Annotated in this window: 20 protein-coding genes; 12 read left to right on the top strand and 8 right to left on the bottom strand. The window is 66.0% G+C overall.

Going from position 1 to position 22437, the window contains the following annotated elements; all coding sequences use genetic code 11:
* Nucleotides 1-145: 145 nt before the first annotated feature.
* On the bottom strand, nt 146-1285 hold the full coding sequence (locus tag CH290_RS01440; RefSeq protein WP_371828343.1) for a nitric oxide synthase oxygenase: 1140 nt from the start codon (nt 1283-1285) through the stop codon (nt 146-148).
* A 358-nt stretch (nt 1286-1643) separates the two neighbouring features.
* Between CH290_RS01440 and CH290_RS01435 the strand changes: the two genes are divergently transcribed.
* Together CH290_RS01435 and CH290_RS01430 are read left to right on the top strand one after the other, a co-directional pair.
* Nucleotides 1644-2804 (top strand): globin domain-containing protein, encoded by a 1161-nt coding sequence (locus CH290_RS01435; protein ID WP_026347560.1) that lies wholly within the window; start codon nt 1644-1646, stop codon nt 2802-2804.
* 108 nt (nt 2805-2912) lie between these two features.
* Nucleotides 2913-3659 (top strand): FAD-binding oxidoreductase, encoded by a 747-nt coding sequence (locus CH290_RS01430; RefSeq protein WP_020110773.1) that lies wholly within the window; start codon nt 2913-2915, stop codon nt 3657-3659.
* A gap of 9 nt (nt 3660-3668) precedes the next feature.
* Here CH290_RS01430 and CH290_RS01425 read toward each other — a convergent pair whose 3' ends face one another.
* Nucleotides 3669-4565, bottom strand: a complete 897-nt coding sequence (locus tag CH290_RS01425; protein WP_033189150.1) for a glycosyltransferase family 2 protein — start codon at nt 4563-4565, stop codon at nt 3669-3671.
* 254 nt (nt 4566-4819) lie between these two features.
* Here CH290_RS01425 and CH290_RS01420 point away from each other — a divergent pair, with 254 nt between their 5' ends.
* On the top strand, nt 4820-5041 hold the full coding sequence (locus CH290_RS01420) for a hypothetical protein (RefSeq protein WP_019663814.1): 222 nt from the start codon (nt 4820-4822) through the stop codon (nt 5039-5041).
* Nucleotides 5042-5368: 327 nt separating this feature from the next.
* Here CH290_RS01420 and rsgA read toward each other — a convergent pair whose 3' ends face one another.
* The 4 genes from rsgA to CH290_RS01400 all read right to left on the bottom strand — a co-directional run bounded on the left by rsgA (nt 5369) and on the right by CH290_RS01400 (nt 9296).
* The gene (gene rsgA, locus CH290_RS01415) at nt 5369-6391 is read right to left on the bottom strand and encodes a ribosome small subunit-dependent GTPase A (protein ID WP_033189151.1); all 1023 of its coding nucleotides are present in this window, start codon (nt 6389-6391) and stop codon (nt 5369-5371) included.
* 182 nt (nt 6392-6573) lie between these two features.
* Entirely contained in the window at nt 6574-7533 is a 960-nt protein-coding gene (locus CH290_RS01410; RefSeq protein ID WP_019663811.1) for an alpha/beta hydrolase, read from the bottom strand.
* A 100-nt stretch (nt 7534-7633) separates the two neighbouring features.
* Complete coding sequence (locus CH290_RS01405; protein WP_019663810.1) at nt 7634-9091, bottom strand: alpha,alpha-trehalose-phosphate synthase (UDP-forming); 1458 nt, start codon at nt 9089-9091, stop codon at nt 7634-7636.
* Nucleotides 9092-9122: 31 nt separating this feature from the next.
* Complete coding sequence (locus CH290_RS01400; protein ID WP_167336916.1) at nt 9123-9296, bottom strand: hypothetical protein; 174 nt, start codon at nt 9294-9296, stop codon at nt 9123-9125.
* Nucleotides 9297-9540: 244 nt separating this feature from the next.
* Here CH290_RS01400 and CH290_RS01395 point away from each other — a divergent pair, with 244 nt between their 5' ends.
* Nucleotides 9541-11181: an ABC transporter ATP-binding protein gene (locus CH290_RS01395; RefSeq protein ID WP_019663808.1), complete on the top strand. Its 1641-nt coding sequence runs from the start codon at nt 9541-9543 to the stop codon at nt 11179-11181.
* Nucleotides 11178-12947 (top strand): ABC transporter ATP-binding protein, encoded by a 1770-nt coding sequence (locus CH290_RS01390; RefSeq protein WP_033189152.1) that lies wholly within the window; start codon nt 11178-11180, stop codon nt 12945-12947. Before CH290_RS01395 ends, CH290_RS01390 begins: the two co-directional genes overlap by 4 nt.
* A gap of 26 nt (nt 12948-12973) precedes the next feature.
* Here CH290_RS01390 and CH290_RS01385 read toward each other — a convergent pair whose 3' ends face one another.
* The gene (locus tag CH290_RS01385; RefSeq protein ID WP_033189153.1) at nt 12974-13738 is read right to left on the bottom strand and encodes an NAD(P)H-dependent oxidoreductase; all 765 of its coding nucleotides are present in this window, start codon (nt 13736-13738) and stop codon (nt 12974-12976) included.
* 70 nt (nt 13739-13808) lie between these two features.
* Between CH290_RS01385 and CH290_RS01380 the strand changes: the two genes are divergently transcribed.
* On the top strand, nt 13809-14801 hold the full coding sequence (locus CH290_RS01380; RefSeq protein ID WP_170947625.1) for a GlxA family transcriptional regulator: 993 nt from the start codon (nt 13809-13811) through the stop codon (nt 14799-14801).
* On the opposite strand, the gene CH290_RS01375 is transcribed toward CH290_RS01380, so the two are convergent.
* Nucleotides 14785-15486, bottom strand: coding sequence for a GntR family transcriptional regulator (locus tag CH290_RS01375; RefSeq protein WP_033189155.1), 702 nt, complete (start codon nt 15484-15486; stop codon nt 14785-14787). The genes CH290_RS01380 and CH290_RS01375 overlap by 17 nt on opposite strands.
* Nucleotides 15487-15613: 127 nt before the next feature.
* On the opposite strand from CH290_RS01375, the gene CH290_RS01370 reads away from it, so the two are divergent.
* The 6 genes from CH290_RS01370 (at nt 15614) to CH290_RS01345 (ending at nt 22434) form a co-directional block, all read left to right on the top strand.
* Nucleotides 15614-16666: a zinc-binding dehydrogenase gene (locus CH290_RS01370; RefSeq protein WP_019663803.1), complete on the top strand. Its 1053-nt coding sequence runs from the start codon at nt 15614-15616 to the stop codon at nt 16664-16666.
* On the top strand, nt 16663-17868 hold the full coding sequence (gene manD, locus CH290_RS01365) for a D-mannonate dehydratase ManD (protein ID WP_019663802.1): 1206 nt from the start codon (nt 16663-16665) through the stop codon (nt 17866-17868). The genes CH290_RS01370 and manD overlap by 4 nt, the downstream gene beginning before the upstream one ends.
* 8 nt (nt 17869-17876) lie before the next feature.
* Nucleotides 17877-18815 (top strand): PfkB family carbohydrate kinase, encoded by a 939-nt coding sequence (locus CH290_RS01360; protein WP_033189156.1) that lies wholly within the window; start codon nt 17877-17879, stop codon nt 18813-18815.
* A gap of 41 nt (nt 18816-18856) precedes the next feature.
* On the top strand, nt 18857-20248 hold the full coding sequence (locus tag CH290_RS01355; protein ID WP_230620968.1) for a mannitol dehydrogenase family protein: 1392 nt from the start codon (nt 18857-18859) through the stop codon (nt 20246-20248).
* A complete protein-coding gene (locus CH290_RS01350; RefSeq protein WP_033189158.1) occupies nt 20245-20886 on the top strand; it encodes a bifunctional 4-hydroxy-2-oxoglutarate aldolase/2-dehydro-3-deoxy-phosphogluconate aldolase in 642 nt (213 codons plus the stop codon). Before CH290_RS01355 ends, CH290_RS01350 begins: the two co-directional genes overlap by 4 nt.
* A 150-nt stretch (nt 20887-21036) precedes the next feature.
* Nucleotides 21037-22434, top strand: a complete 1398-nt coding sequence (locus CH290_RS01345; RefSeq protein ID WP_019663798.1) for an MFS transporter — start codon at nt 21037-21039, stop codon at nt 22432-22434.
* Nucleotides 22435-22437: the final 3 nt, after the last annotated feature.

The raw sequence follows: 22437 nt of genomic DNA, 5'->3' as shown, positions 1-22437 counted from the left end.
TGTCCGGGCCCCGGCTGCATCTGCACTCGGCCCCGGCTGCGCGGGTTTCAGTGGGCGCGCGTGCTGCACCAGGTGCTTGGGCTGGAACCCACGCGTTCACCCTCGGTTGGTGACCGACTGAGTCGTTCGGTCACTCGGCCTGGCATCACCCGAACGGGCAACCCGACGCCCCGCGGGAGACGAAGTTGGGTCGGATGTCCATGTCGGGTGGATCGTAGAGCCGGTGGAAGGTCGGGGTGATGCCGGACGACATGGGCGGGTTGATCCACGACCAGTCCGTCGGGCAGGCGCGGCCGGCTCGGGCTTCGCGGTCGACGTGGTCGACGAACTGCTTGGCGACGGTGTGGTGATCCACCATGTAAGCGCCGGTTTCGCGGAAACTGTGGATGACGGCTCGGTTGAGTTCCACCAGTGCACGGTCTCGCCACAGTGTCCGTTCCGAGCTCATGTCGAGGCGCAGTTTCTTGGCGATGGTGGGGAGCATGTCGTAGCGGTCGGTGTCGCTGAAGTTGCGTGCGCCGACTTCGGTGTTGACGTACCAGCCGTTGAACGGTGCGCAGGGGTAGCGGACGCCGCCGATCTCGAGGTCCATGTTGGAGACGGCGGGTACGGCGTGCCATTTGAGCCCGAGCCCTGCGAACCAGCGGTAGTTGGGGTGGACGAGGTCGACTTCGAGTACGAGGTCGCGGGGGACGTCGAACCAGCGGATCGGCTCGTCGGGCGTGGAGATCATCAGTGGCAGTACGTCGAATGCGGTGCCCTCGCCGCGCCATCCGAGCCGCTGGGCCAGGGCGGTGAGTTCGAGGTGCGCGGGGTCGCCGGTGATCGTGCCGTCGTCGGCGCGGTAGCCGGCGTAGCGGATGAGTTGGGGGCTGATGATCCGGTATTCGCGGCCGTCGGGCAGGGGCGGCGGGCCGACGGTGACGATGGATTGCAGTGCGCCGCCGTTGGTGGCCACGCGGAGGTGCTCGAAGCAGGCGTCGGCGATGCCCTGTGCCGTGGTGGCGTGCCGTGCGTCGATCAGCTTCAGGGTGCGCCAGTGTTTCCGTCCGACGCACCGTGCGTGGTTTCGCCACGCCAGTTTGGCGCCGACGAGGATCTCCTCGGCGGATTGGACGTAGGTGCCCGTGGCGCGGAGCTCGGCGAGCGCCTGCGTCGCCCGAGACGCGGGTAGGTGTTGCAGTTCCGGTTGGTCGAAGAACTCGCGGCACTCGGTGAGGCGCGCGCTCAGGCCGGGATCGTCGATACGTGGCCCGACTTTTCGGCCGTTCGCTGGTTCCTTCACGTCCGCCCCGACAGCGACAGTCACGTTTTGCCTACCCCGTTTCGATCGGTCCCGCTGAATGTTCTCGATTCGACGCAACCGAATCCTAGGTCCTCGAACTGTCGGTGAAAAGGCCTGGAAATCGATGCGACTCAAGCGATTTCGACCTCTGGGTTGGTTATTGCCGAACGTGGCAAGCTATTTCCCGGTTAACGCAGTCAAATCAGGTCGAGTGAATCCGCTCGGTGGGTCATGTCCGAGTCACTGGGTTAGACTGCCTGGAAATCACGGCGGTCGAGAAACTAGTGCCGGCTGCCTTGGCGCACGTCCGGGTAGACGTCGGACGCCGACTTCTACGCGGTGAGGGGGCCTTCGAGAGATGGATGCTCGGGCGATTTCGCTTGTGAGAACCACGTTCAAAGCGGTCGCGGCCGTCGACGGTGGTCCGGAGAAGCTGACGCGTTCGTTCTATGCCATTCTGTTCGCTCGCAATCCCGAGGTGCGGGATTTCTTCCCCGCGTCGATGGAGTCCCAGCGGGACAAGTTGGTGACGGCAATCGCCTATGCCATCGATCAGCTCGAAGACCTCGACCGCCTGCTGCCGTTCCTGGCTCAGCTCGGCCGCGATCACCGCAAGTACGGGATCGTCGACGCGCACTACGCGGCCGTCGGAGATGCTCTGATCACGGCCCTGGAGCAGTTCGCGGGCAACGAGATCTGGACCGACGAGGTCGACGCCGCCTGGCGCGAGGTCATCGCGGTGATGGCGGGCACGATGATGGAAGCGGCGGAGGCCGACGACGGACCGCCGGTGTGGCAGGGCACCGTCGTCGAGCATCTGCGTGTTCTCGACGACGTGTCGATCGTGCGGCTCATGCTCGACGAGCCTCTGGATTACAGTGCCGGACAGTACGTCAGTGTGTCGATTCCGAGCCGTCCGCGCATGTGGCGGTACCTGTCGCCGGCGATTCCCGCGAACGCAGCGGGCGAGATCGAATTCCACATCCGGCGCGTCACGGGCGGGTGGGTCAGCCCGGCGCTCGTGGGGAGCACCTCCGTCGGGGACCGATGGACCATCGGAGCGCCGCTCGGCAGCATGACGAGGCACACCGCGCCCGGTCGTGATCGTCTCCTCATCGCATCGGGCACGGGAATCGCGCCGTTGCGCGCGCAGCTCATGGAGATGGCCACCAAGGCCGACAACCCGTCCGTCCACGTCTTCTACAGCGGCCACTACCCGTGCGACCTCTACGATCTGCAGACTCTCCAGCAGATCGCAGCGATCAATCCGTGGCTGTCCGTCGTCGGGATCGTCGAGGAAGAGACCGATCCGTGGTGGTACGACGGACCGCAGTACCGGAACCAACTCGGCGGCTCGTCGCCGATCGTCGGGCAGGTCGGGAAGGTCGTCGCGGAGTTCGGATCATGGGACGGCCGTGACATTCAGATCGTCGGCTCACCCTCGATGATCAACACCACCAAATTCCGCTTGCAGGGCGCAGGAGTCGATCTCTCCCTCGTCCGCCACGACCCTTGGTGACTGGTCTTTGTTGCAGCATCGACTGGGTCATTCCGCAGGCTCCACTCCCGCCCCCGACTGGGTCGTTCCGCAGGCTCCACTCCCGGGCCCGCCGCATATTCTGGACGCATGCAGACGTGGAATGCCGAGGTGGTGCAGTACCACCGGTTGCGCAATGACCTGGCCGTGGTTCGACTCGAAGGTGACGCGATACCTTTCGAGGCAGGTCAGTCGCTCGACGTCACTGTTCCGCAGAATGCGCGGCTGAGTCGTCGGTACTCGTCGGCGTTGCCGCCGTCGCTCGATGGAAAGTTGGAATTCCATGTCCGGGCCGTGCCGGCTGGGTGGGTCAGTGGATCGATCGTCAACGAGACGAGGCCGGGTGACGTGTGGACGTTCGGCAATCCCGCGGGCAGTCTGAAGGTCGACCACTCCGGACGCGACGTCGTGATGATTGCAGGGGGCACCGGGCTCGCACCGCTGCGTGCGCTGATTCTGGATCTGACCCGGCGGGAGACACCGCCGAACGTGACGCTGTACGTCGGTGGACGCTCACCACGTGACCTCTACGCGGCCGACCTGCTGTGGATACTGGCGTCCGAATTACCGTGGCTGACCGTCGTTCCCGTCGTGGACCAGTTGACGGATCCGTGGGCTCCCGACCGCTGGCACGACGCCATCGGAGCCGAGATCGCGGGTGTCGCAGAGATGTTCGGCCCCGAGCACTGCTGGGAGGGCAGTCTGGCCGACGTCATGAGTGTGCAGCAGCCGTTCCTCGACTCCCAGGTGCTGGTCTGCGGTTCACCCGGGATGGAAGCGGCCACGATTGCTGCGTTGATCGACAACGGAACCCCGGAGACCGCCATCGTGCGGTGACGCCGTACGTCAGCCGACGTGCGGCGCGGTGTTCGTGCCGACCGGCAACACCCGCGGCGGCGCGGGCGAGAACAAGCGACGCACGGAGTACCGACCCTTGGCCGGGTCGTACGGCCGATACACGGCGAACACGAGAATGTGCCACCACCAGTGCAACCGGAGTGCCTTGCGTCGCTCGGGAGTCATGACCCCGTGCCGCTCGAACGTCCTGATACCGCATTCGATGTACTCACCGAATTTCGACGGCGGAGTGAGGGCGCGGCGGGGCGACACGTCGACATTCATGTCGGACAGCTGAGCCAGCTTGACGTCCACGGCGGTCAGGCACAGGGCCAGATCGAGATCTTCGTGAAGTTCGGCGTCGGTGCTGACCAGTGGCTCGACGCGGTGCCACGCGGACTTGCGGATTGCCATGTTGGCGCCGTGCAGGTTGGTGACCAGGCGACCGCCTCCGATCGCGCCCTTCCTCAGGTGCCGACCGAACCACCACGCTTTGAGGCCGCGTACCGGCGAATCGTACGGCTGATTGAGCCCGGTGACACCGCCGACGTGTGCTCCGTCCGCAGACAGGTAGTTCAGAACGGCCCGGGCCCATCCCGGTGTGACGCGGGTGTCGGCGTCGACGCGGCCCAGGACGTCGCCGCGGGCCGCGCGAAATCCGGCATTGCGTGCGTGCGCGACGCCGGGTGCGCGCTCCGGCAGGAGCGTGATCTTGGGGTGGGCGTCGGCGTAGGCCTCGACGACAGCGGCGGTGCGGTCGGTGGAGTTGTTGTCCACGACGATGATCTCGTGGATGTCGTCACCCTGCGCGACCAATGCGTCGAGGCAGGGGCCGATGTAGGCCTCTTCGTTGTGGGCCGGGATCACGACCGACAAGGTTTCGGCAGGGAGCGTGGGAGTCGACACACTGGGAGATTATCGGTGACGAGGTGTGGAGTCGAATCGAAAAGTATTGCGTATCAGAGTATTCGGGTGAATTCGCTGATACATGGGTGTTTTGTCGAGGTCGAGTCCGTTTTGTCCGCCGAGGGCGGTCGACCGGTCGGATCGACGGGATTGGACGGGGTGAAGTCATGCTCGATGACACGCTCATCGGCCCGGCAGCTAGGCTGGGCCGGACGTCGGTCCGACAGTCATGTGACTACCAGAGGAGACGAGCAGTGGCTTCCGAGATCGCAGTGGGCGACCTGGTTCAGGCGACCGGGCACGCCGGACCGTGGAAGGTGCTGGAAATCCGTCAGGGTCTGGCACTTCTCGAGCATCATGCCGGTCATCGACTGTCGGTCCGCACAACCACGCTGTCCGTGGTTCGCAAAGCGTCACCCTCGGAGGCTGCGAAGCCCGTCGTGGACGAGCCGGACTCGCCGACCCTCTTCGACTGAAGGTCGGCGAAACAAGAGAGACGCGTCCCCGACGGCCGCGTCCTCGTGGCTTACCCGCTCAGGTCACTGGCGGGAAGTGGGTCGTTCTACAGTCCGCCGAGCAGCAGGTGAAGAGTATCTCCGACGACTGCGATCAGGCCGGCTACGAGTCCCATGTGATTCCTCTTTTCTGTGATTCGCCTTGCGGCGCTGCTCTTTTGAGCTGACAAGAATCTATGGGCGGCGTATTGCCCGCGAGTTAACTGCGAGTAATGGCCTCGGCGGATGCGCGAAACATTACCTTTGCTCATCAATATGGTGGATTGAACGAGGGGCGTGATGAATGCGTCATCGGCCACGTGACTTGTACATGCGCCGCTGGAGCTTGGCGAGCTGTTTGGCCTCGGCGAGTCTCTGCCCATTGGCGCGGGCGTCGTGTCGCGTTGTGGCCCAGTGATTCTCGCGTTGCAGGCGGTGGTAGTTGGCGATCCGCCGGGGGTCGATACCCTCCTGTACTGCGCATCCGGGTTCGCTGCGATGAGTGCAATCGCGAAATCTGCATCGCGCCGACGCGTCCTCGATGTCCGAGAAGGTCTGCTGCAGGCCCTCTTCCGACGCGACGAGGCCGACGGAGCGAAGTCCGGGAGTGTCGATCACCGTCATTCCGACGGTGGGAAGCGGCACGAGTTCGCGTCGAACCGTCACGTGACGCCCTTTGCCGTCGGCTTCGCGTACATCGCCTGTGCTCAGGACATGCTGGCCGACGAGCGTGTTCGCCAACGTCGACTTTCCCGATCCGGACGGTCCGATCAAGGCGATGGTTCCACCGAGATGCTCGGTGAGGCACTCTATTCCATCACCGGTGCGGGAGCTGATCGCGAGTACGGTCACGCCGGGTGACGACGCCTTCAGGTCGGTGACTCGGTTGGAATCGCCGGTGTCGCACTTGGTTAGTACGACCAGTGGTGTTGCGCCGCTGTCCCATGCGAGGGCGACGTATCGTTCGACGCGGCCGAGGTCGAGTTCGGTGTCGGCGGCGACGGTCACGACGACGGTGTCGACGTTGGCGGCGAGGGTCTGAGTGTGGGACGTCGTGCCTGCCGATGCTCGGACGATGGCTGTGCGGCGGGGTAGGACTGTCGTGAGTACGGCCCCGCCCGTCGGCTGGGTGTCGATGCGTACCCAGTCGCCGGTGCACACGTCGAGGTGTCCGGTGTGGGCGCGCAGCGTTCCGTGTTCGGTGGCGATGTCGCTGGACCCGCGGTAGACCGCGGTGACGCGCCCGGGTTCTCCGGGTGAGCTGTTCTCGTGGAATCGATGGTGCCAGTAGGTGTCGAAACCCAAGTGGGACAGTGTGGTCGGTGAGGACACGGGTGAGCCTTTCGAAGGGCCGACCCGGTGCCCGGGTCAGCCGATGATGGGGGAGGAGGAGGCCGTGGGCACGGCCGTACGCCGAATGACCATGGTTTCTCCTCCTCTCGTCTCGCCTCGAATGCTCGGGTGGATGGAAAGTATCAGGGCAGAACTGGGCTACGCCATCGATTTAACGGTGCTCACTGCGGAGACGGGTCGGCCAGCACGCGAGCGGCGAACGCGACGGCGAGATCGAGGAGGACGCGTGCCTCGGGCAGGGCGCCCGCCATCACCGGGAACGCATGAACCTGGCCCTTCCAGACGTGCGTCTCGACGGTTCTGCCTGCTGCCGCGAGCGAGGCCGTCATCGCTTCGACGTCGGGACGCATCAACTCGTACTGCGCGGTGGACAGGAACACCGGCGGGAAGATCGCCGGGTCGACGTCGATCGGCGACGGTGAGCCGGCGATGGCGTCGGGCCCGTTCAGCCACCGATCCTCCAACGCGATGACCTGCTTCATCGGAAGGTAGGCGTCCTTCTTCATGAACTCCTTCGGATGGCTCTTCAGGTCGAGGTTCAGCAGTGGAGAGAACCCGAGGACCGCCGCGGGCGGGGTGAGACCGTCGAGTACGGCCAGTTCGGCGACTTTCATCGCCAGGTATCCACCCGCCGAGTCGCCGGCGACGATGATCTTGCTGGGATCGGCGACGGTTTCCAGCGCGGCGCGGTAGGACGCCATGGCGTCGGCGATCGATGTTCCGATGCCGCCGTAGGGGATCTGTCGGTACTCGACGGAGTAGACGGGGACCCCTGCGCGAGCTGCAATCGTCGCGCACGCACTTCGGTGCGTGGCGAGGCCGCAGAACACGAATCCGCCGCCGTGGAAGTAGAGCACGGACGCGCCGTCGAGTGATCCGGTCGCGGTCTTGGGGTGCGTCGTCTTCTCGCACGGGACGCCGCCCAATCGAACCTGTTCGATGGTCACACGCTTGGGTTTGGGCAATCTGTCGACGGCACGGTCGAGCTGACCGATGGCCTTGATGCCACCGTCGGTCAACGGCCACAGCGAGAACGTCGGCTTCAACGTCAGGCGCATCGCGCAGGACAGAACGCGGGCTTGGCGGCTGATGTCGTCGTGCCAGGTGAGCGTATGGGTCATGGATACGCACGCTAGCACCGGTTGGAACGTGTTCTCGTTGATTCGGCCATGAACCGAGGTCAGGCGTGCTCCCGCCGGTCACGGGAAACAGAAACGTGTTCTACTGCGACCGGGTGGGGAGCGTGCCCTCCTGCTGCGGGTTCGACAGTGCGTTGAGGAAGGCCCGCGCCCAGCGGTCGACGTCGTGCGCGAGGACCTGGCGCCGCATCGCCCGCATGTGGCGTCGACCTTCTTCCGCCGGCTGTTCCAGCGCGGAGACGATGGCGTCCTTGACGCTGTCCAGGTCGTGCGGGTTGCACAGGTACGCCTGACGCAGTTCGGCTGCGGCACCGGTGAATTCGCTGAGAACCAGGGCGCCACCCAGATCGCTGCGGCTGGCGACGTACTCCTTGGCGACGAGGTTCATGCCGTCGCGCAGCGGAGTGACGAGCATGACGTCCGCGGCCACGAAGTACGCGATGAGATCGTCGCGGGGGATCGGACGGTGCAGGTAGTGCAGTACCGGGTGGCCCACCTGGCCGTATTCGCCGTTGATACGGCCGACCTGTTGTTCGATTTCACCGCGCATCGCCTTGTAGCTCTCGACGCGTTCACGGCTCGGGGTGGCGAGCTGAATGATGACGTTGTCCACCGGGTCGATGCGGTGCTCTTCGAGCAGTTCACGGAATGCGTTCAGCCGGACGTCGATGCCTTTGGTGTAGTCGAGGCGGTCGACGCCGAGCATGATGCGCTTCGGGTTGCCCAGCTCCTTGCGGATCTGCTTCGCGCGATCACGGACAGCCTTCGAGCGGGACTTCTCGTCGAGGTCGCCGGAGTCGATCGAGATCGGGAACGCGCCGACGCGGACGGTACGGAACCCGACCTGCACCGAACCGAGCCGTGACCGGACGCCGACGGTGCCACGTGAGGTGACCTGGCCGGCGAGGCGTCGGGCGAGGTAGAGGAAGTTCTGGGCGCCGCCCGCGAGGTGGAATCCGATGAGGTCGGCCCCGAGGAGGCCTTCGACGATCTCCGTGCGCCACGGCATTTGCATGAACAACTCGACCGGAGGGAACGGGATGTGCAGAAAGAAGCCGATCGTGAGGTCCGGCCGCAGCATCCGCAGCATCTTCGGGACGAGCTGGAGTTGGTAGTCCTGAATCCAGACGGTCGCGCCCTGCGCAGCCGCCGCGGACGTGGTCTCGGCGAAGCGGCGATTGATCTCGACGTACGCGTTCCACCAGGAGCGGTCGTACACCGGCTTGACGATGACATCGTGGTAGAGCGGCCACAAGGTGGCGTTGGAGAAGCCTTCGTAGTAGTCGGCGACTTCCTGCTCGGTCAAGGCGACCGGGCACAGTTCGAGCTCGTCCTCGACGAACGGCTCGACGTCGACGTCGGGGACCCCAGGCCATCCGACCCATGCGCCCTTGTTGGCGCGCAGGATCGGTTCGAGAGCCGTGACGAGTCCGCCGGGGCTGCGCTTCCATCGCGTGCTGCCGTCGGGGAGTTTCTCCAGGTCGACGGGCAGCCTGTTGGCTACGACCACAAAATCCGAGCCCTGCGAGGCGTCAGCCACTACTGTCCAATCTTCTCGAAACCGGGGTAGGTCAGTCGACCTTCGCTGTGGGATCGATACCCAACATCGACAAAAGCATGCGGCACTCGTCGGCGTCCGTCGCATAGGCGGCGACGACGCGTTGCGCCTGGCTGGCGGTCTCGTCGGCCAACGGCTCCAGGTCCTCGTCGGCGATGTCGGTGTCGGTGGTGGTCTTGGCGGCCATGGTGTTCTCCATCTTCTGTGGCTGCTCGAATATGGTGCGCCCCGACTCTATGAGAATGCGGTGCTCTCTCGCCACTTTGCGCCGCGAGCGAGCGTCCCGACGGACCCCCGGAATGAAATAGCATCAGGCAATGCGTTTTTCTCCCGCAGGCTCCACTCCTGGCCCCCTGGGTCGTTCCGCGGGCTCCACTCCTGTGACAGGCAGTGCGATTCTTCGGCGAACCGTCGTACGTCAACGGGCCCGGATGATCATTTCGTCACTGTTCTTCTGCGTGCATCAGTTCTGCGAGACCATGGTGCCCGTCGCGATCGGTTTGATCGTCGGCCGCGCGATCGACACCGGTGACGGCCGGGCGATGATCGTCTCGCTGTTCGGCCTGGCCGGGTTGTTCGTGGTGCTGTCGTTCGCGTACCGCTTCGGGGCGCGGATCATCGTCGTCGCGATCGAACGTGAGGCGCACATGATGCGCGTCGAGGTCGCCGGTCGGGTACTCGATCCGCGTGGTGTTCGCACCGATCTGGTGTCCGGTGAACTGCTGACGGTGTCCACATCCGACGCGGAGAAGACGTCCTGGATTCTCGACGTCATCGCGCGGACGGTGGCTGCCATCGCCGCGACGGTCGTGTGCGCGGTGGCGTTGCTGATCGTGGACATTCCGTTGGGAATCGCCGTGCTGGTGGGCACTCCCGTCATCATGTATCTGCTTCAGCGCGCAGCGCCGCTGCTCACGCGGACCGCGACGACGCAGCAGGCCGAGGTCGCTCGTGTCTCCGGGATGGCCACCGATCTGGTCAGTGGCGTTCGGCCGCTGCGCGGCATCGGCGCCGAGAACGCTGCTGCGGCGCGGTTCCACGCGTCGAGCCGTACGGCACTGGGTGCGACGATGAAGATGGCGAAGGCCAACAGCGTCTACCTCGGATTTTCGACGACGGTCACCGCGCTTCTGTCGGTCGGCATCGCCGGTACCGCCGGATTCTTCGCGCTGCAGGGCCGAATCTCGGTGGGCGAGTTGATCACCGTCGTCGGGTTGTCGCAGTTTCTGATCGAGCCGTTGACGACGATGTCGCGGCTGCCGGGCGTCGCGGCGATGGTGCGTGGTTCCGCGGACCGGCTCGCCCTCGTTCTCGGCGCCGACCACGTACTTCCCGAGGGTGGCTCGGACGCACCGTCGTCGACGAATCTGGGTGTCCACGGCGTCGGATATCGGTCGTTGGACGGTCTGGAGATGTCGGTCGCTCCGGGTGAGCTGCTGGGAGTCGTCGCTCTGCGCGCGCAGGACGGGGAGGCGCTGGCTGCCGTGCTGTCCGGTCAGGTCGCGTCCGACGACTACGTCGGCGACGTCACCATCGGCGGTGCCGCTGTCGACACGCTCGGTCTGACGGAGGTTCGCCGCACGGTGCTGGTGGAGCCGCACAACACCGACCTGTTCGCCGGGACGGTGCGGTCCAACATCACCGCCGGAGCCGCACGCGCCGACGACGAGCTGGCGCCGGTCCTGGCGGCCTCGGCTGTCGAGGACGTGGTGGCGCTGCACGAGACCGGACTCGATCATGCCGTGACCGACCGGGGTGCCTCGTTGTCCGGTGGTCAGCGGCAGCGCGTCGCGCTGGCCCGCGCACTGTCGGTGTCCGCTCCGGTGCTGGTGTTGCACGACCCGACGACCGCCGTCGACGCAGTCACCGAACATGCCATCGCCGCCGGCATCAAGGAACTGCGCCACGACGGTGACCAGGCCCAGACCACGGTGCTGATCACGACGAGTCCCGCGCTGCTCGCGGTCACCCACCGGGTGATCGTCGTCGACGACGGGCGGGTCGTCGCCGAGGGAACGCACCACGAACTCGCCGCCCACGACGACCGCTACAAGGACACGGTGCTGCGATGACCACGACACCCGAACTGCTGCCCATCGCGACGGGCCGACGATCGTGGGCGTTCCTGCGCGGCGAACTGAACGGGCGCCGCGGACTCGGGGCTGTCACGTTGCTGATCTCCGCTGTCGCAGCGGCGATGTCGCTCGTGCCGGTCTACGTGTTCGGCGTGCTGGTCGACCGGGTCACCGACGGTGCACCGACGTCGACCATCGTCTCGGTCGTCGCGATCATCACCGTCGCAGCCGTGGTCGGTGGCGTGTTCACCGCGTGGAGTTCGTACCTGATCAGCAAGCTCGGCGAGGGCATCCTGGCGTCGCTGCGGGAACGCGTGCTCGGACGCGCACTGCACCTTCCCGTCGGAACTCTGGAGCGAGTCGGCAAGGGAGATCTGCTCTCTCGTGTCGGCGACGACGTGGCGGTCATGGCGAAGTCCATCGGCGAAGTGATCCCCAACATCGTGTCCGCTCTGCTGCTGGTGACCCTCAGTGTCGTGGCCATGCTCAGCCTCGACTGGCGACTCGGACTCGCAGGAATGGTCGCCATTCCGATGTACGTGCTCGCGCTGCGCTGGTACCTACCCCGGTCCGCGCCGCTGTACGCCGCCGAACGCGTCGCCATGGGCGAACGGTCGCAGGCCTTGATCTCCAGCATGCAGGGCGCCCGCACCGTTCGGGCCTACGGACTCGAGGAATCGCACCTGGGCGAGATCGACAAGGCGTCGGGCAAGGCACGGGACATCGGCATCACGGTGTTTCGCCTCTTCACGCGATTCGGTTCGCGCAGCAATCGCGCCGAATGCGTCGGCCTCTCGGTCATCCTCGCGGCGGGCTTCCTGTTCGTCCAGGACGGCCACGTCACCGTCGGTCAGGTCACCGCCGCGGCGTTGCTGTTCCATCGGCTGTTCAATCCCATCGGCATGCTGATGTTCTCGTTCGACGACGTGCAGTCGGCGGGAGCGTCTCTCGCCCGACTCGTCGGCGTCATGGACATCCCGGATCAGCGGTCACGCGGCACCGGCGTGGTGCCCGCCGACGCCACCCTCGAGGTCACCGGGCTGCGTCACTCGTACGACGGTGGGAACGAGGTGCTGCACGGCATCGACCTCACGGTCCGTGCCGGGGAAACCGTTGCGCTGGTGGGTTCCACGGGTGCAGGCAAGTCGACCATCGCAGCCATCGCGGCCGGGTCCATCGACGCGACGGACGGGCAGGTGCGCATCGGCGGTGCGAGCCTGGACGACCTCGGCGCCGACGGTCTGCGTCGCCACATCGCGATCGTCAGCCAGGAGGTGCACGTCTTCTCCGGCACTCTTGCCGAGGATCTGCAGTTGGCTGCTCCCGATGCCACCCGCGACGAGATCCACGCGGCGCTGACGACCGTCGGCGCAGGCGCGTGGGTCGACGCGCTCGCCGACGGCGTCGACACTCAGGTCGGAGAGGGCGGCCACGAGCTGACGGCGGCGCAGTCGCAGCAACTTGCGTTGGCGAGGCTCGTGTTGGCCGATCCTGCCGTCGCAGTCCTGGACGAGGCGACCGCCGAGGCAGGCAGCTCCGGTGCGCGCGATCTCGAGGCCGCTGCGCAGGCAGCGACCCGTGGCCGCAGCACGCTCGTCGTCGCGCACCGCCTGACGCAGGCCGCCGCCGCCGATCGTGTGGTCGTGCTGGAACACGGGCGGATCCTCGAGGAGGGCGGCCACGACGAACTCGTCGCCGCCGGCGGCCGTTACGCAGAGCTCTGGGCGGCGTGGGAGGGCACCACGCCGGTGAGCGGCAGGTAGCAGGTCCTTTCGGAATTCGGTGCAGCTCAGCGGGTGTGAACTCGCAGGCCCGATTCGCTGGGGGCATGGGTGTCGTCCAGGACGAAGTTCGCGTCGTACTCACCGCCGTTCTGGGTGCGGTACGGGATCGGCCGGTCGGAGAACAGTGTGGCCAGCCGGGCCTGCAGGTGCGTCTCGGCCGCGGCGTAACCGTCGTCGGTCATTCGGTCGGCGCTGGGAATCAGCACCGGTGGTAGCACGGACATGCCTGTGTACCAGAAGAATCCGTGCTGAATGGGGAACAGCAGTTCGTCCAGTGAGCCGTTGATACCGCGCGGCGACACCGTGTGTTCACTGCCGCCCATACTGGTGACGATCAGTGCTCGGGTGCCCGCCAACAGACCGTCGCCGTAGCGGCGAGTTCCACCTTCCGCCTTGCGAATTCCGTATCCGAAGCCCTCGACGAACACGCGGTCCACCCAGCCTTTCATGATGGCGGGCATCGAGAACCACCACAGCGGAAACTGCAGTACGACGGCATCGGCTCGGCGTACCTTGTCCTGTTCGGCGGCGATGTCGGCGGCTATCGTCCCGTCTGCGAGAGCGGTCGACGACGCAGTGGCCACGTGCAGTCGGTGTGCCGGATCGTGTGCGTAGTCCTCCGCGGTCACCACCGGATTCCATCCCATGCGGTACAGGTCGGACTCCATGGCGGTGTGACCCGCCCCGGCGAGCCATTTCAGCGCCGAGTCACGCAACGATCCGTTGAGCGAGCGAGGGTCGGGATGCGCGGAAACCCAAAGAATGTTCATGTCCTGAGCCTGTCACCAGCCGATCGGCCGAACCAGTGGCCTACCGGACAACATGTGAAAGAATTCGGCCATGCGTACACGTCGAGATCGTGACACCACCCGAGGTCCGCATCGGGTGGTCGTCGTCGTTCGTGACGGACTGTTGGGGATGGAATTCGGCTCGGTCCATCGATTGTTCGGCCAGGCGAGGTCCGAGGACGGTGAGCCGCTGTACTCGGTGGTGACGTGTACCGCGACGCCCGGTCCGGTGCGCACGGATTCGGACGTGAGCATCGTGGTGGAGCGCGGGTTGGAGGCTGTTGCCGATGCCGACACGGTGATCGTTCCTGCGTCGGATCTGGACTACGGCGACGATCCCGTCTCGGACACCGCACTGTTCCAGCGGATTCGGCCCGGGACTCGGATCGCGTCGATCTGTACAGGTGCGTTCGTTCTGGCCGCTGCGGGTCTGCTCGACGGCCGACGCGCAACGACGCACTGGGCGTCGGCGGAGCAGTTCCGGGCGTTGTATCCCCAGGTTCGTCTCGAACCGAATGTCCTGTACACCCACGACGGCGACGTACTGACGGCGGCGGGGGAGGCGTCGGGTATCGATCTGTGCCTGTACATGATTCGGTGCGATTTCGGCTCGGCTGTCGCGAACCGGGTTGCGCGGGGAACGGTGGTTCCGCCGCATCGGAGCGGTGGTCAGGCTCAGTACGTCGCGCCGCCCGTTCGCCGCTCCACGGCCAGTTCGATTGCTGCGGCCCAGGAGTGGGCGCTGGAGAGGCTGCACGAGCCGCTGTCAAACGAGGCGTTTGCGTCGTCGGTGTCCATGAGCGTCCGCACGTTCACGCGTCGATTCACCGCGGAAGTGGGTGTATCTCCGGCGAAATGGATTGCACAGCAACGTGTGCAGCGCGCCAAGGAACTGCTCGAGAACACCGATCACACCATCGACCGTGTCGCGGCCGAGGCCGGTTTCGGTACCGCCACGTCCCTGCGGCAGCAGCTGATGGCCGACATCGGAGTCTCACCCAGGGCCTACCGCGCGACGTGGGCCGGCGTCACCAGCTCGCGATGACTCGTCGGGTGGGCCGTTCGTTGCTGTCCGAGAACAGGTGTGGACTTGCTTCCTTGATCCGCTCGACGTCGTCGAACACTGCGCGCAGGTGATCACGCATCGCGCGCTCCGCGGCTGCGAAATCTGCCTGCTCGACAGCGTCGGCGATGGCGGTGTGCTGGGCGATGAGCTCAGGAATGGGGCGGGTGTCCCGTAGGCCGAGGCGCCGGGCACGGTCGAGGTGCGCTTTCGCGGACTCGACGGACCTCCATGCTGCCGAGTGCCCACCGGCGGCCAGAAGCGCCAGGTGGAATTTCTCGTCGAGTTCGAAGAAGTCGTCCATGCTCAGGCCTGGTTCGCTCTGCTGAGCCAGGTTGTCACGCAGGGCGGCGATGTCCGCGTCGGATCGTCCGGCGACCGCGTCCTTCAACGACGCGATCTCGATGGCCTCCCGGACGAACTGCGCGTCGGCGACCTTCTCGGTGTCCACCCGCGACACGAACGTACCGAGTTGAGGAAAGACCTGCACCAGGCCTTCCTCGGCGAGGAGAATCAGTGATTCGCGCACGGGAGTACGGCTCACCGACAGGTGTTCGGCCAGCTCGTTCTCCGACAGGGGGCTGCCCGGAGGCAGCTTCAACGACACGATTCGGTGCCGCAGCTCCTTGTAGGCGGCTTCGCGCGCGGTGACTTTTCGGGTGCTCACCGCGTCAACAGTAATGGCCGGTCGGATACGTGAGCTATGCGCGGCACGGACAGGAAAGTTGACGCACGTCACTTACGCACTAGTATGGCAGTGCTGGTATTCAAGACTGACGAACTGCGAGGCACCGATGAACACCCAGGGCCGAGATCGTGCTGCGATCCTGCACGCACGCCGCGATCTGAGAATCGAAGACGTCGACCGCGCCGAGGTCGGCCCAGGTCAGGTGCGCGTCGAGATCGCCGGTGTCAGTCTGTGCGGATCCGACCTCCACTACTACGCCGATGGCAAGAACGGCACCAACGTCCTCACCCGACCCACGGTGCTCGGGCACGAAGGCTTCGGCCGCATCGTCGAGGTCGGAGACGGGGTCCCGTCCCATCGCCTCGGTCAGCGCGTCGCGATCGAGCCTGCCGTGCCGGGACCGCACGCCCAGCACGCACTGCGTGGCCGTTACAACGTCGATCCCAGCGTCGTCTGCTTCGGCTCCCCGCCGAACAACGGATTGCTCCGCGGGTCGGTCGTGATGCCGGACGCCTTCGCGCACACACTCCCGGACACCGTCACCGACGACGTCGCGGCACTGATCGAACCGTTGGCCGTGGCCGCGTGGGCGGCAGCCCGGGCCGGATCGGTGCTGGGCAAGACCGTCGTGATCACCGGCGCAGGGCCTATCGGGCTCCTGGTGCTGCAGACCGTGATTGCGCTCGGTGCCCAGCACGTCACGATCACCGACGTCTCGCAGGCGCGCTTGGACGTCGCGCTCCGGCTCGGCGCCGACGTCGCGTTGCTCTCCGGAGAAACGTCGTTGGACACAGGTTTCGCCGACGTCGCCTTCGACTGTTCCGGCCACCCCGCCGCGATCGCCGACGCCGCCAGATCCCTCGGCCCAGCCGGCGTTCTCGCCCTGGTCGGCGTTCCAGGACGCGGCGACGCCGAATTCCCGATCGGCCTGGTGCAACGGTGGGAGCTCGACATCCGGGGTTGCTTCCGCTACGGACCCGACGCGTTCGCCCACGCGATTTCCCTTGCCGCTCAGGGCCGCGTGAACCTGAACGTTCTGGTCACGTCCAGATTCCCGCTCGAAGAGTCGGCCGCAGCGCTCGACGCTGCACTGTCCGACCCCACTCAACTCAAGATCGTCATCGACACCGCTTCACAGAACTCCGAGGACAACCGATGAAGATCATCGACGCAACCGTCATCGTCACTGCGCCCGGGCGCAACTACGTCACGCTGAAGATCACCACCGACGAGGGCATCGTCGGATGGGGTGACGCCACCCTCAACGGCCGGGAACTCGCCGTGGCGTCGTACCTGCGTGATCATCTGTGCCCCTTGCTGATCGGTCGCGATGCCCAGCGCATCGAGGACACCTGGCAGTACCTGTACAAGGGCGCGTACTGGCGACGCGGCCCGGTGACGATGACGGCCATCGCGGCGGTCGACGTCGCGCTGTGGGACATCAAGGGCAAAGCCGCCGACATGCCGGTCTATCAGCTCCTCGGCGGCGCCGCACGCGACGGCGTCATGGTCTACGGGCACGCCAGCGGCACCAGCGTCGACGAGATGCTCGACGACGTCGCACGGCATCTCGACGAGGGATACAAGGCCGTCCGTGCGCAGTCGGCCATCCCCGGTCTGGACAAGACCTACGGCATCCCGAAGAACGGCTTCTACGAGCCGGCGTCCGACGCTGCGCCGCAGGAGGATTCGTGGGACACCGCGCCGTACCTGAAGTTCGCCCCGGAGATGCTCGGTGCCGTCCGTGAGCGTCACGGTTTCGGGTTCCACCTGCTGCACGACGTCCATCACCGCCTGACGCCCATCGAAGCGGGTCGTCTCGGCCGCGACCTCGAGGACATGCGGATGTTCTGGATCGAGGATCCGACGCCTGCCGAGGATCAGAGCGCGTTCGCGACGATCCGTCAGCACACCACCACTCCGATCGCCGTCGGCGAGATCTTCAATTCCATCTGGGACTGCCAGGACCTCATCACCAACCGGTGGATCGACTACATCCGCACGTCGGTGTCGCACGCAGGCGGAATCACGCACCTGCGTCGCATCTTCTCGCTCGCCGATCTGTACGGAGTCAAGTCCGGTTCGCATGGCGCAGGCGATCTTTCACCGGTGTCGCTCGCCGCGGCCCTGCACGTGGACCTGTCCATTCCGAACTTCGGCGTCCAGGAGTACATGGGCCACGTCGATCCGACGTCCGACGTCTTTCAGACCGACTACACGTTCGAGAACGGCTTCATGCATCCGGGCAACAAGCCGGGCATCGGCGTCGACGTCGACGAGGCCGCCGCCGCGAAGTACCCGTACAACCCCCGCTATCTTCCCGTCAACCGCCGCCTCGACGGCAGCATGCACGATTGGTGAGACGAACAATGAACAGCAACACAGCTTTCGACGTCGTCCTCCTCGGCGAGCCACTCGTCGAGATATCGACGACGCAGCCGTTCGCGCACGGTACGTCGAGTGTTCTCGGTGTCTCCGGCGACGTGGTGAACGCAGGCGCAGCAGCGGCGGCCGCAGGCGCGTCCGTCGCCCTGGTCGCCCGGGTATCCAACGACGAACTGGGCGACGCGGTGTGTGCGCGGATCCGGTCCCTCGGCATCGACGACACCTATGTCAGGCGTGTCGACGGCCAACAGGGCGCGTACTTCCTGCATATCGATCCGTTGGGGCAGCGTCAGTTCTCCTATGCACGCACCGGTTCCGTGGGGTCGGGACTGGACGTCTCCGACGTCCCGGCCGACGTCCTCGCCGCGGCAGGGGCGGTGCTGGGCAGCGGAATCACGGCGGCACTGTCCGATTCCGCACGTCGCGCACTGGCGTTCGCCGCGAAGAACGCGTCGACGTTCGTCTACGACCCCAACTTCCGGCCCCGGCTCACCACGGCCGCCGAGTCCGTGAACTTCCTCCGCGAGATCGCGCCGCACTGCTCCGTCGTCGTGCCGTCGGCTCCCGGTGAGATCGACGACCTTCTGGGCATCACCGACCCGCAGGCCGCAGCCACGAGGTTGATGGAGTGGGGCGCGAAAGCTGTCGCCGTGACGCAGGGGTCCGAGGGCATCACCGTGGTGACCGGCGACGACGTCCGCTTTCAGCCGTCCATTCCGGCACCGGCCGTCGTCGATCAGACCGGGGCGGGCGACGTGTTCGCCGGCACCCTCACGGCGCGGATAGCGTTGGGGGACAGCCTGCTCGACGCCACAGCGCTCGCTGCGAGTGCGGCGTCGCTCAGTGTCGGAGGCCGAGGCGGCACCGGCCTGATCGCGTCCCTCGACGAGGTCCGTGCGCACCGCGATCGGCTCGCCGTATGAGCAGGCTCTCGTCGGCGACGGCTCCCGAGGTACCGAGGCCCGTGACGCGTGGAATCGTCCACCTCGGGCTCGGGGCGTTTCACCGTGCCCACCAGGCGGCGTTCACCCATGAGGCAGCTCTGCTCACCGGCGATTCGTCGTGGGGCATCACCGGGGTGACGCAGCGAAGCGCTGCCGTCGCCGAGCAGCTGCGCCCTCAGGACGGGCTGTTCACGCTGGTGGAGAAGGGGCCGGGAATCGACCGCGCCTCCGTCGTCGGGTCGATCACCGAGGTGATCAGCGCCGTGCACGACGCGGATGCTGTCGTCGACGCCATTGCCGACCCGCGCGTGCGAATCGTGTCCCTGACGGTGACGGAGAAGGGCTACCGGCTCGACCCGGCGACCGGACGGCTCCGGCCGGACGACCCGGAGATCGTGGCCGACCTGACCGGTCGATCGCCTGGGACGGTGGTGGGTCAGCTGGTCGCCGGGCTTGCGTTGCGAGCGAAGCTCGATGCGCCCGTGACGGTCCTGAGCTGCGACAACCTACCGCACAACGGGGCCCTTCTGGCGGGGATCGTCCGGGATTACGTTGCGCAGAGGGATGATTCGACCGCACTACAGGGCTGGATCGACTCCGCCGTCGCATTTCCGAACTCGATGGTGGACCGCATCGTTCCGGCCACGACGGACGAAGACAGGCGTCGGCTCGAGGACGAGACGGGCCTACGCGACGATGCCGTCGTCGTGTGCGAGCCGTTCCGGCAGTGGGTGATCGAGGACCGCTTCGCCGCCGAGCGGCCGGCGTGGGATCTCGTCGGAGTGCAGTTCGTGACCGACGTCGAGCCGTGGGAGACGATGAAGCTCCGCGTGCTCAACGCGTCGCACTCGCTCCTCGCGTACCTCGGGGTGCGGGCGGGCCACTCGACCATCGCCGACGCCGTGGCGGACCCGGTCCTGAAGTCGTTGGCGCACAGAATGATCGTGTCCGACGTCGCTCCGACGTTGCATCCGGACATGAACTCGGACGCGTACGCGAACGAGGTGCTCACGCGCTTCGCCAACCCGACGTTGCCGCACACCACCCGTCAGGTCGCGATGGACGGCTCCCAGAAACTCGGTCCGAGGCTGCTGGGCACCGTGCGCGACGCCCAGGAACGTGGATCGTCGACGACCTGGCTCGCTGTGGCGGTGGCGTCCTGGGTCGCGTACGTGATCGACGAGTTACGCGCCGGACGCGCCCTCGACGACCCGATGGCGGACGTCCTGTCCCGGGCCGCCTCACAGGACGACGCGGTAGCGGCGCTACTGAGCGTCGAGCAGATCTTCGGTGCCGACCTCGGCCCGGATTCTCCGTTCGGTCGCCGGGTTGCAGCAGCCGCCGATCTGCTCGTCGGCTCTGCCGCAGTCACCACCGAATCCGTAGCGACCATCGAAAGAGAACTGTCATGAACACACGTGAGGTCATGGGCATCAGCCCGGTCATTCCCGTCGTCGTCGTCGACGATGCGTCCGACGCAGTTCCGTTGGCGCGTGCCCTGCACGAGGGTGGCGTCGACGTGATCGAGTTGACGTTGCGCTCCGAGGCGGCGCTCGCTGCGATCGAAGCGATCGCGACCGAGGTGCCCGAGATCGTCATCGGCGCCGGGACGGTGCTCACTCGCCGGGACGCGGAGAAATCGATCGACGCCGGGGCGCGGTTCCTGGTGTCACCAGGCGCTCCGACGGACCTGCTCGACGCTGCGCACGGGTGGTCGATTCCGTGGCTGCCGGGGGTGTCCACGGCAACCGAGGCGATGAACGTCTCGAACGCGGGTCACACCGAACTGAAGTTCTTCCCGGCGTCGACCTCCGGGGGTGCAGCCGCCCTCGGTGCCCTCTCCGGGCCGCTTCCGCATCTGACGTTCTGCCCGACGGGCGGAATCTCGTCGAGCAACGCCACCGAGTACCTCCGGTTGCCGAACGTCGCGTGTGTCGGCGGAAGTTGGTTGACGCCTCGAAACCTCCTGCAGGCCAAGGAGTGGGCTGCAGTGAGCGAATTGGCGCGTGCGGCGGCAGGTCTGCGCAGCTCAGTCCGACAGCACTGTTGACTCATTGGTATAACAGTGCTTGTATATCAGTGTGGCACGGGCCACTCACCATCTCTTGCAGGTCGTAGGTCTCAGTAGGGGCGTAGGTGCAACGGATTCCGTTGACACCGCGATGGACGACCGGACAGCCTTGAACAAACGGAGCACAAGATGTCTCACGACACGAACGAAGCGCCGAGCCCAGCCGTGGCCGACGAGAAGCCGAAGCGGTCGACCCGCGACCTGACCAAGGCCGCGGTGTCCGGTTGGCTGGGAACAGCAATGGAGTTCATGGACTTCCAGCTGTACTCGCTGGCCGCCGCCATCGTCTTCAACCGGGTCTTCTTCCCCGACGTCAGCCCGGCGATCGGCCTGATCGCAGCCATGGCCACCTACGGCGTCGGCTACGTCGCCCGCCTCGTCGGTGCCATCTACTTCGGTCGGATGGGCGACCGGATCGGTCGTAAGAAGGTCCTCTTCATCACGATCGCGATGATGGGAGCGTCCACGACGCTGATCGGCGCGCTGCCGACGTACCAGACCATCGGCATCCTCGCGCCGATCCTGCTCGTCGCACTACGCCTGATCCAGGGATTCGGCGCCGGAGCGGAGATCGCGGGCGCCACGGTCATGCTCGTGGAGTACGCGCCGGACAAGCGTCGCGGTCTCATCGGTTCGTTGGTCTCGCTGGGGACCAACTCGGGAACGCTTGCGGCGTCGGGAATCTGGGCGATCCTGCTCGTCGTACTGACCGACGACCAACTGGTCAGCTGGGGCTGGCGTATCCCGTTCCTCGCGAGCTTCTTCCTGATGCTCTTCGCGGTGTGGTTGCGCTCCAACCTCAAGGAAAGCCCGGTGTTCGAGGATCGCGCCGACGTGGTCGACGGTGTCGCCCTCTCGCGTGCGGAGATCGAGCAGGTCGACGCCGAAACCAAGGAAAGCGTTCTCGAGTCCGGACTGCGTCAGCGCAAGGGCCGTGCGTTCTTCGTCGCACTCGGGCTTCGCTTCGGGCAGGCCGGCAACTCGGGTCTGATCCAGACGTTCCTGGTGGGCTACATCGCGTCGACTCTGCTGCTGGAGAAGTCCATCGCCACCACGGCGATCGTCTACGGTTCGCTGCTCGGATTCATCACCATTCCGGTCATCGGCATCCTGGGTGACAAGTTCGGTCGCCGCCCGATGTACATGATTCTCAGCGCCGCGACCATGGTGTTGGCGTTCCCGTTGATCTACCTGGTGACCAGCGGCAACAACGCAACCCTGATCATCTCGGTCGTTCTCGCACTCAACATCGGTGTGCTCGGCCTGTTCTCGCTCGAGAGCGTCACGATGGCCGAACTGTTCGGTGCCAGAACACGATTCACCCAGCTTGCACTTGCCAAGGAGATCGGCGGCATCCTGGCCACGGCCATCGGACCGCTGATGGCAGCAACGCTGACGGCAGTGACCGGAAGCTGGTGGCCGATCGCCGCAATGCTGGTGGTCTACTCGGCAATCACGCTGGTGTCCGCGTACCTCGCGCCCGAAACTCGCGGACGCGACCTGGTCCGGCTCGACGACGCCATCTAGCGT

Source organism: Rhodococcus sp. 06-156-4 (genome assembly GCF_002259345.1).
Classification (GTDB): Bacteria; Actinomycetota; Actinomycetes; order Mycobacteriales; family Mycobacteriaceae; genus Rhodococcoides; species Rhodococcoides fascians_E.
This window is presented reverse-complemented; position numbering and strand designations above follow the sequence as displayed.

Coding starts and splice junctions, on each gene's coding strand:
- CH290_RS01435 (WP_026347560.1), top strand. CDS start 1,644: ATGGATGCTCGGGCGATTTCGCTTGTGAGAACCACGTTCAAAGCGGTC.
- CH290_RS01390 (WP_033189152.1), top strand. CDS start 11,178: ATGACCACGACACCCGAACTGCTGCCCATCGCGACGGGCCGACGATCG.
- CH290_RS01410 (WP_019663811.1), bottom strand. CDS start 7,533: ATGACCCATACGCTCACCTGGCACGACGACATCAGCCGCCAAGCCCGC.
- CH290_RS01345 (WP_019663798.1), top strand. CDS start 21,037: ATGTCTCACGACACGAACGAAGCGCCGAGCCCAGCCGTGGCCGACGAG.
- CH290_RS01360 (WP_033189156.1), top strand. CDS start 17,877: ATGAACAGCAACACAGCTTTCGACGTCGTCCTCCTCGGCGAGCCACTC.
- CH290_RS01370 (WP_019663803.1), top strand. CDS start 15,614: ATGAACACCCAGGGCCGAGATCGTGCTGCGATCCTGCACGCACGCCGC.
- manD (WP_019663802.1), top strand. CDS start 16,663: ATGAAGATCATCGACGCAACCGTCATCGTCACTGCGCCCGGGCGCAAC.
- CH290_RS01385 (WP_033189153.1), bottom strand. CDS start 13,738: ATGAACATTCTTTGGGTTTCCGCGCATCCCGACCCTCGCTCGCTCAAC.
- CH290_RS01350 (WP_033189158.1), top strand. CDS start 20,245: ATGAACACACGTGAGGTCATGGGCATCAGCCCGGTCATTCCCGTCGTC.
- CH290_RS01395 (WP_019663808.1), top strand. CDS start 9,541: ATGATCATTTCGTCACTGTTCTTCTGCGTGCATCAGTTCTGCGAGACC.
- CH290_RS01380 (WP_170947625.1), top strand. CDS start 13,809: ATGCGTACACGTCGAGATCGTGACACCACCCGAGGTCCGCATCGGGTG.
- CH290_RS01400 (WP_167336916.1), bottom strand. CDS start 9,296: ATGGCCGCCAAGACCACCACCGACACCGACATCGCCGACGAGGACCTG.
- CH290_RS01430 (WP_020110773.1), top strand. CDS start 2,913: ATGCAGACGTGGAATGCCGAGGTGGTGCAGTACCACCGGTTGCGCAAT.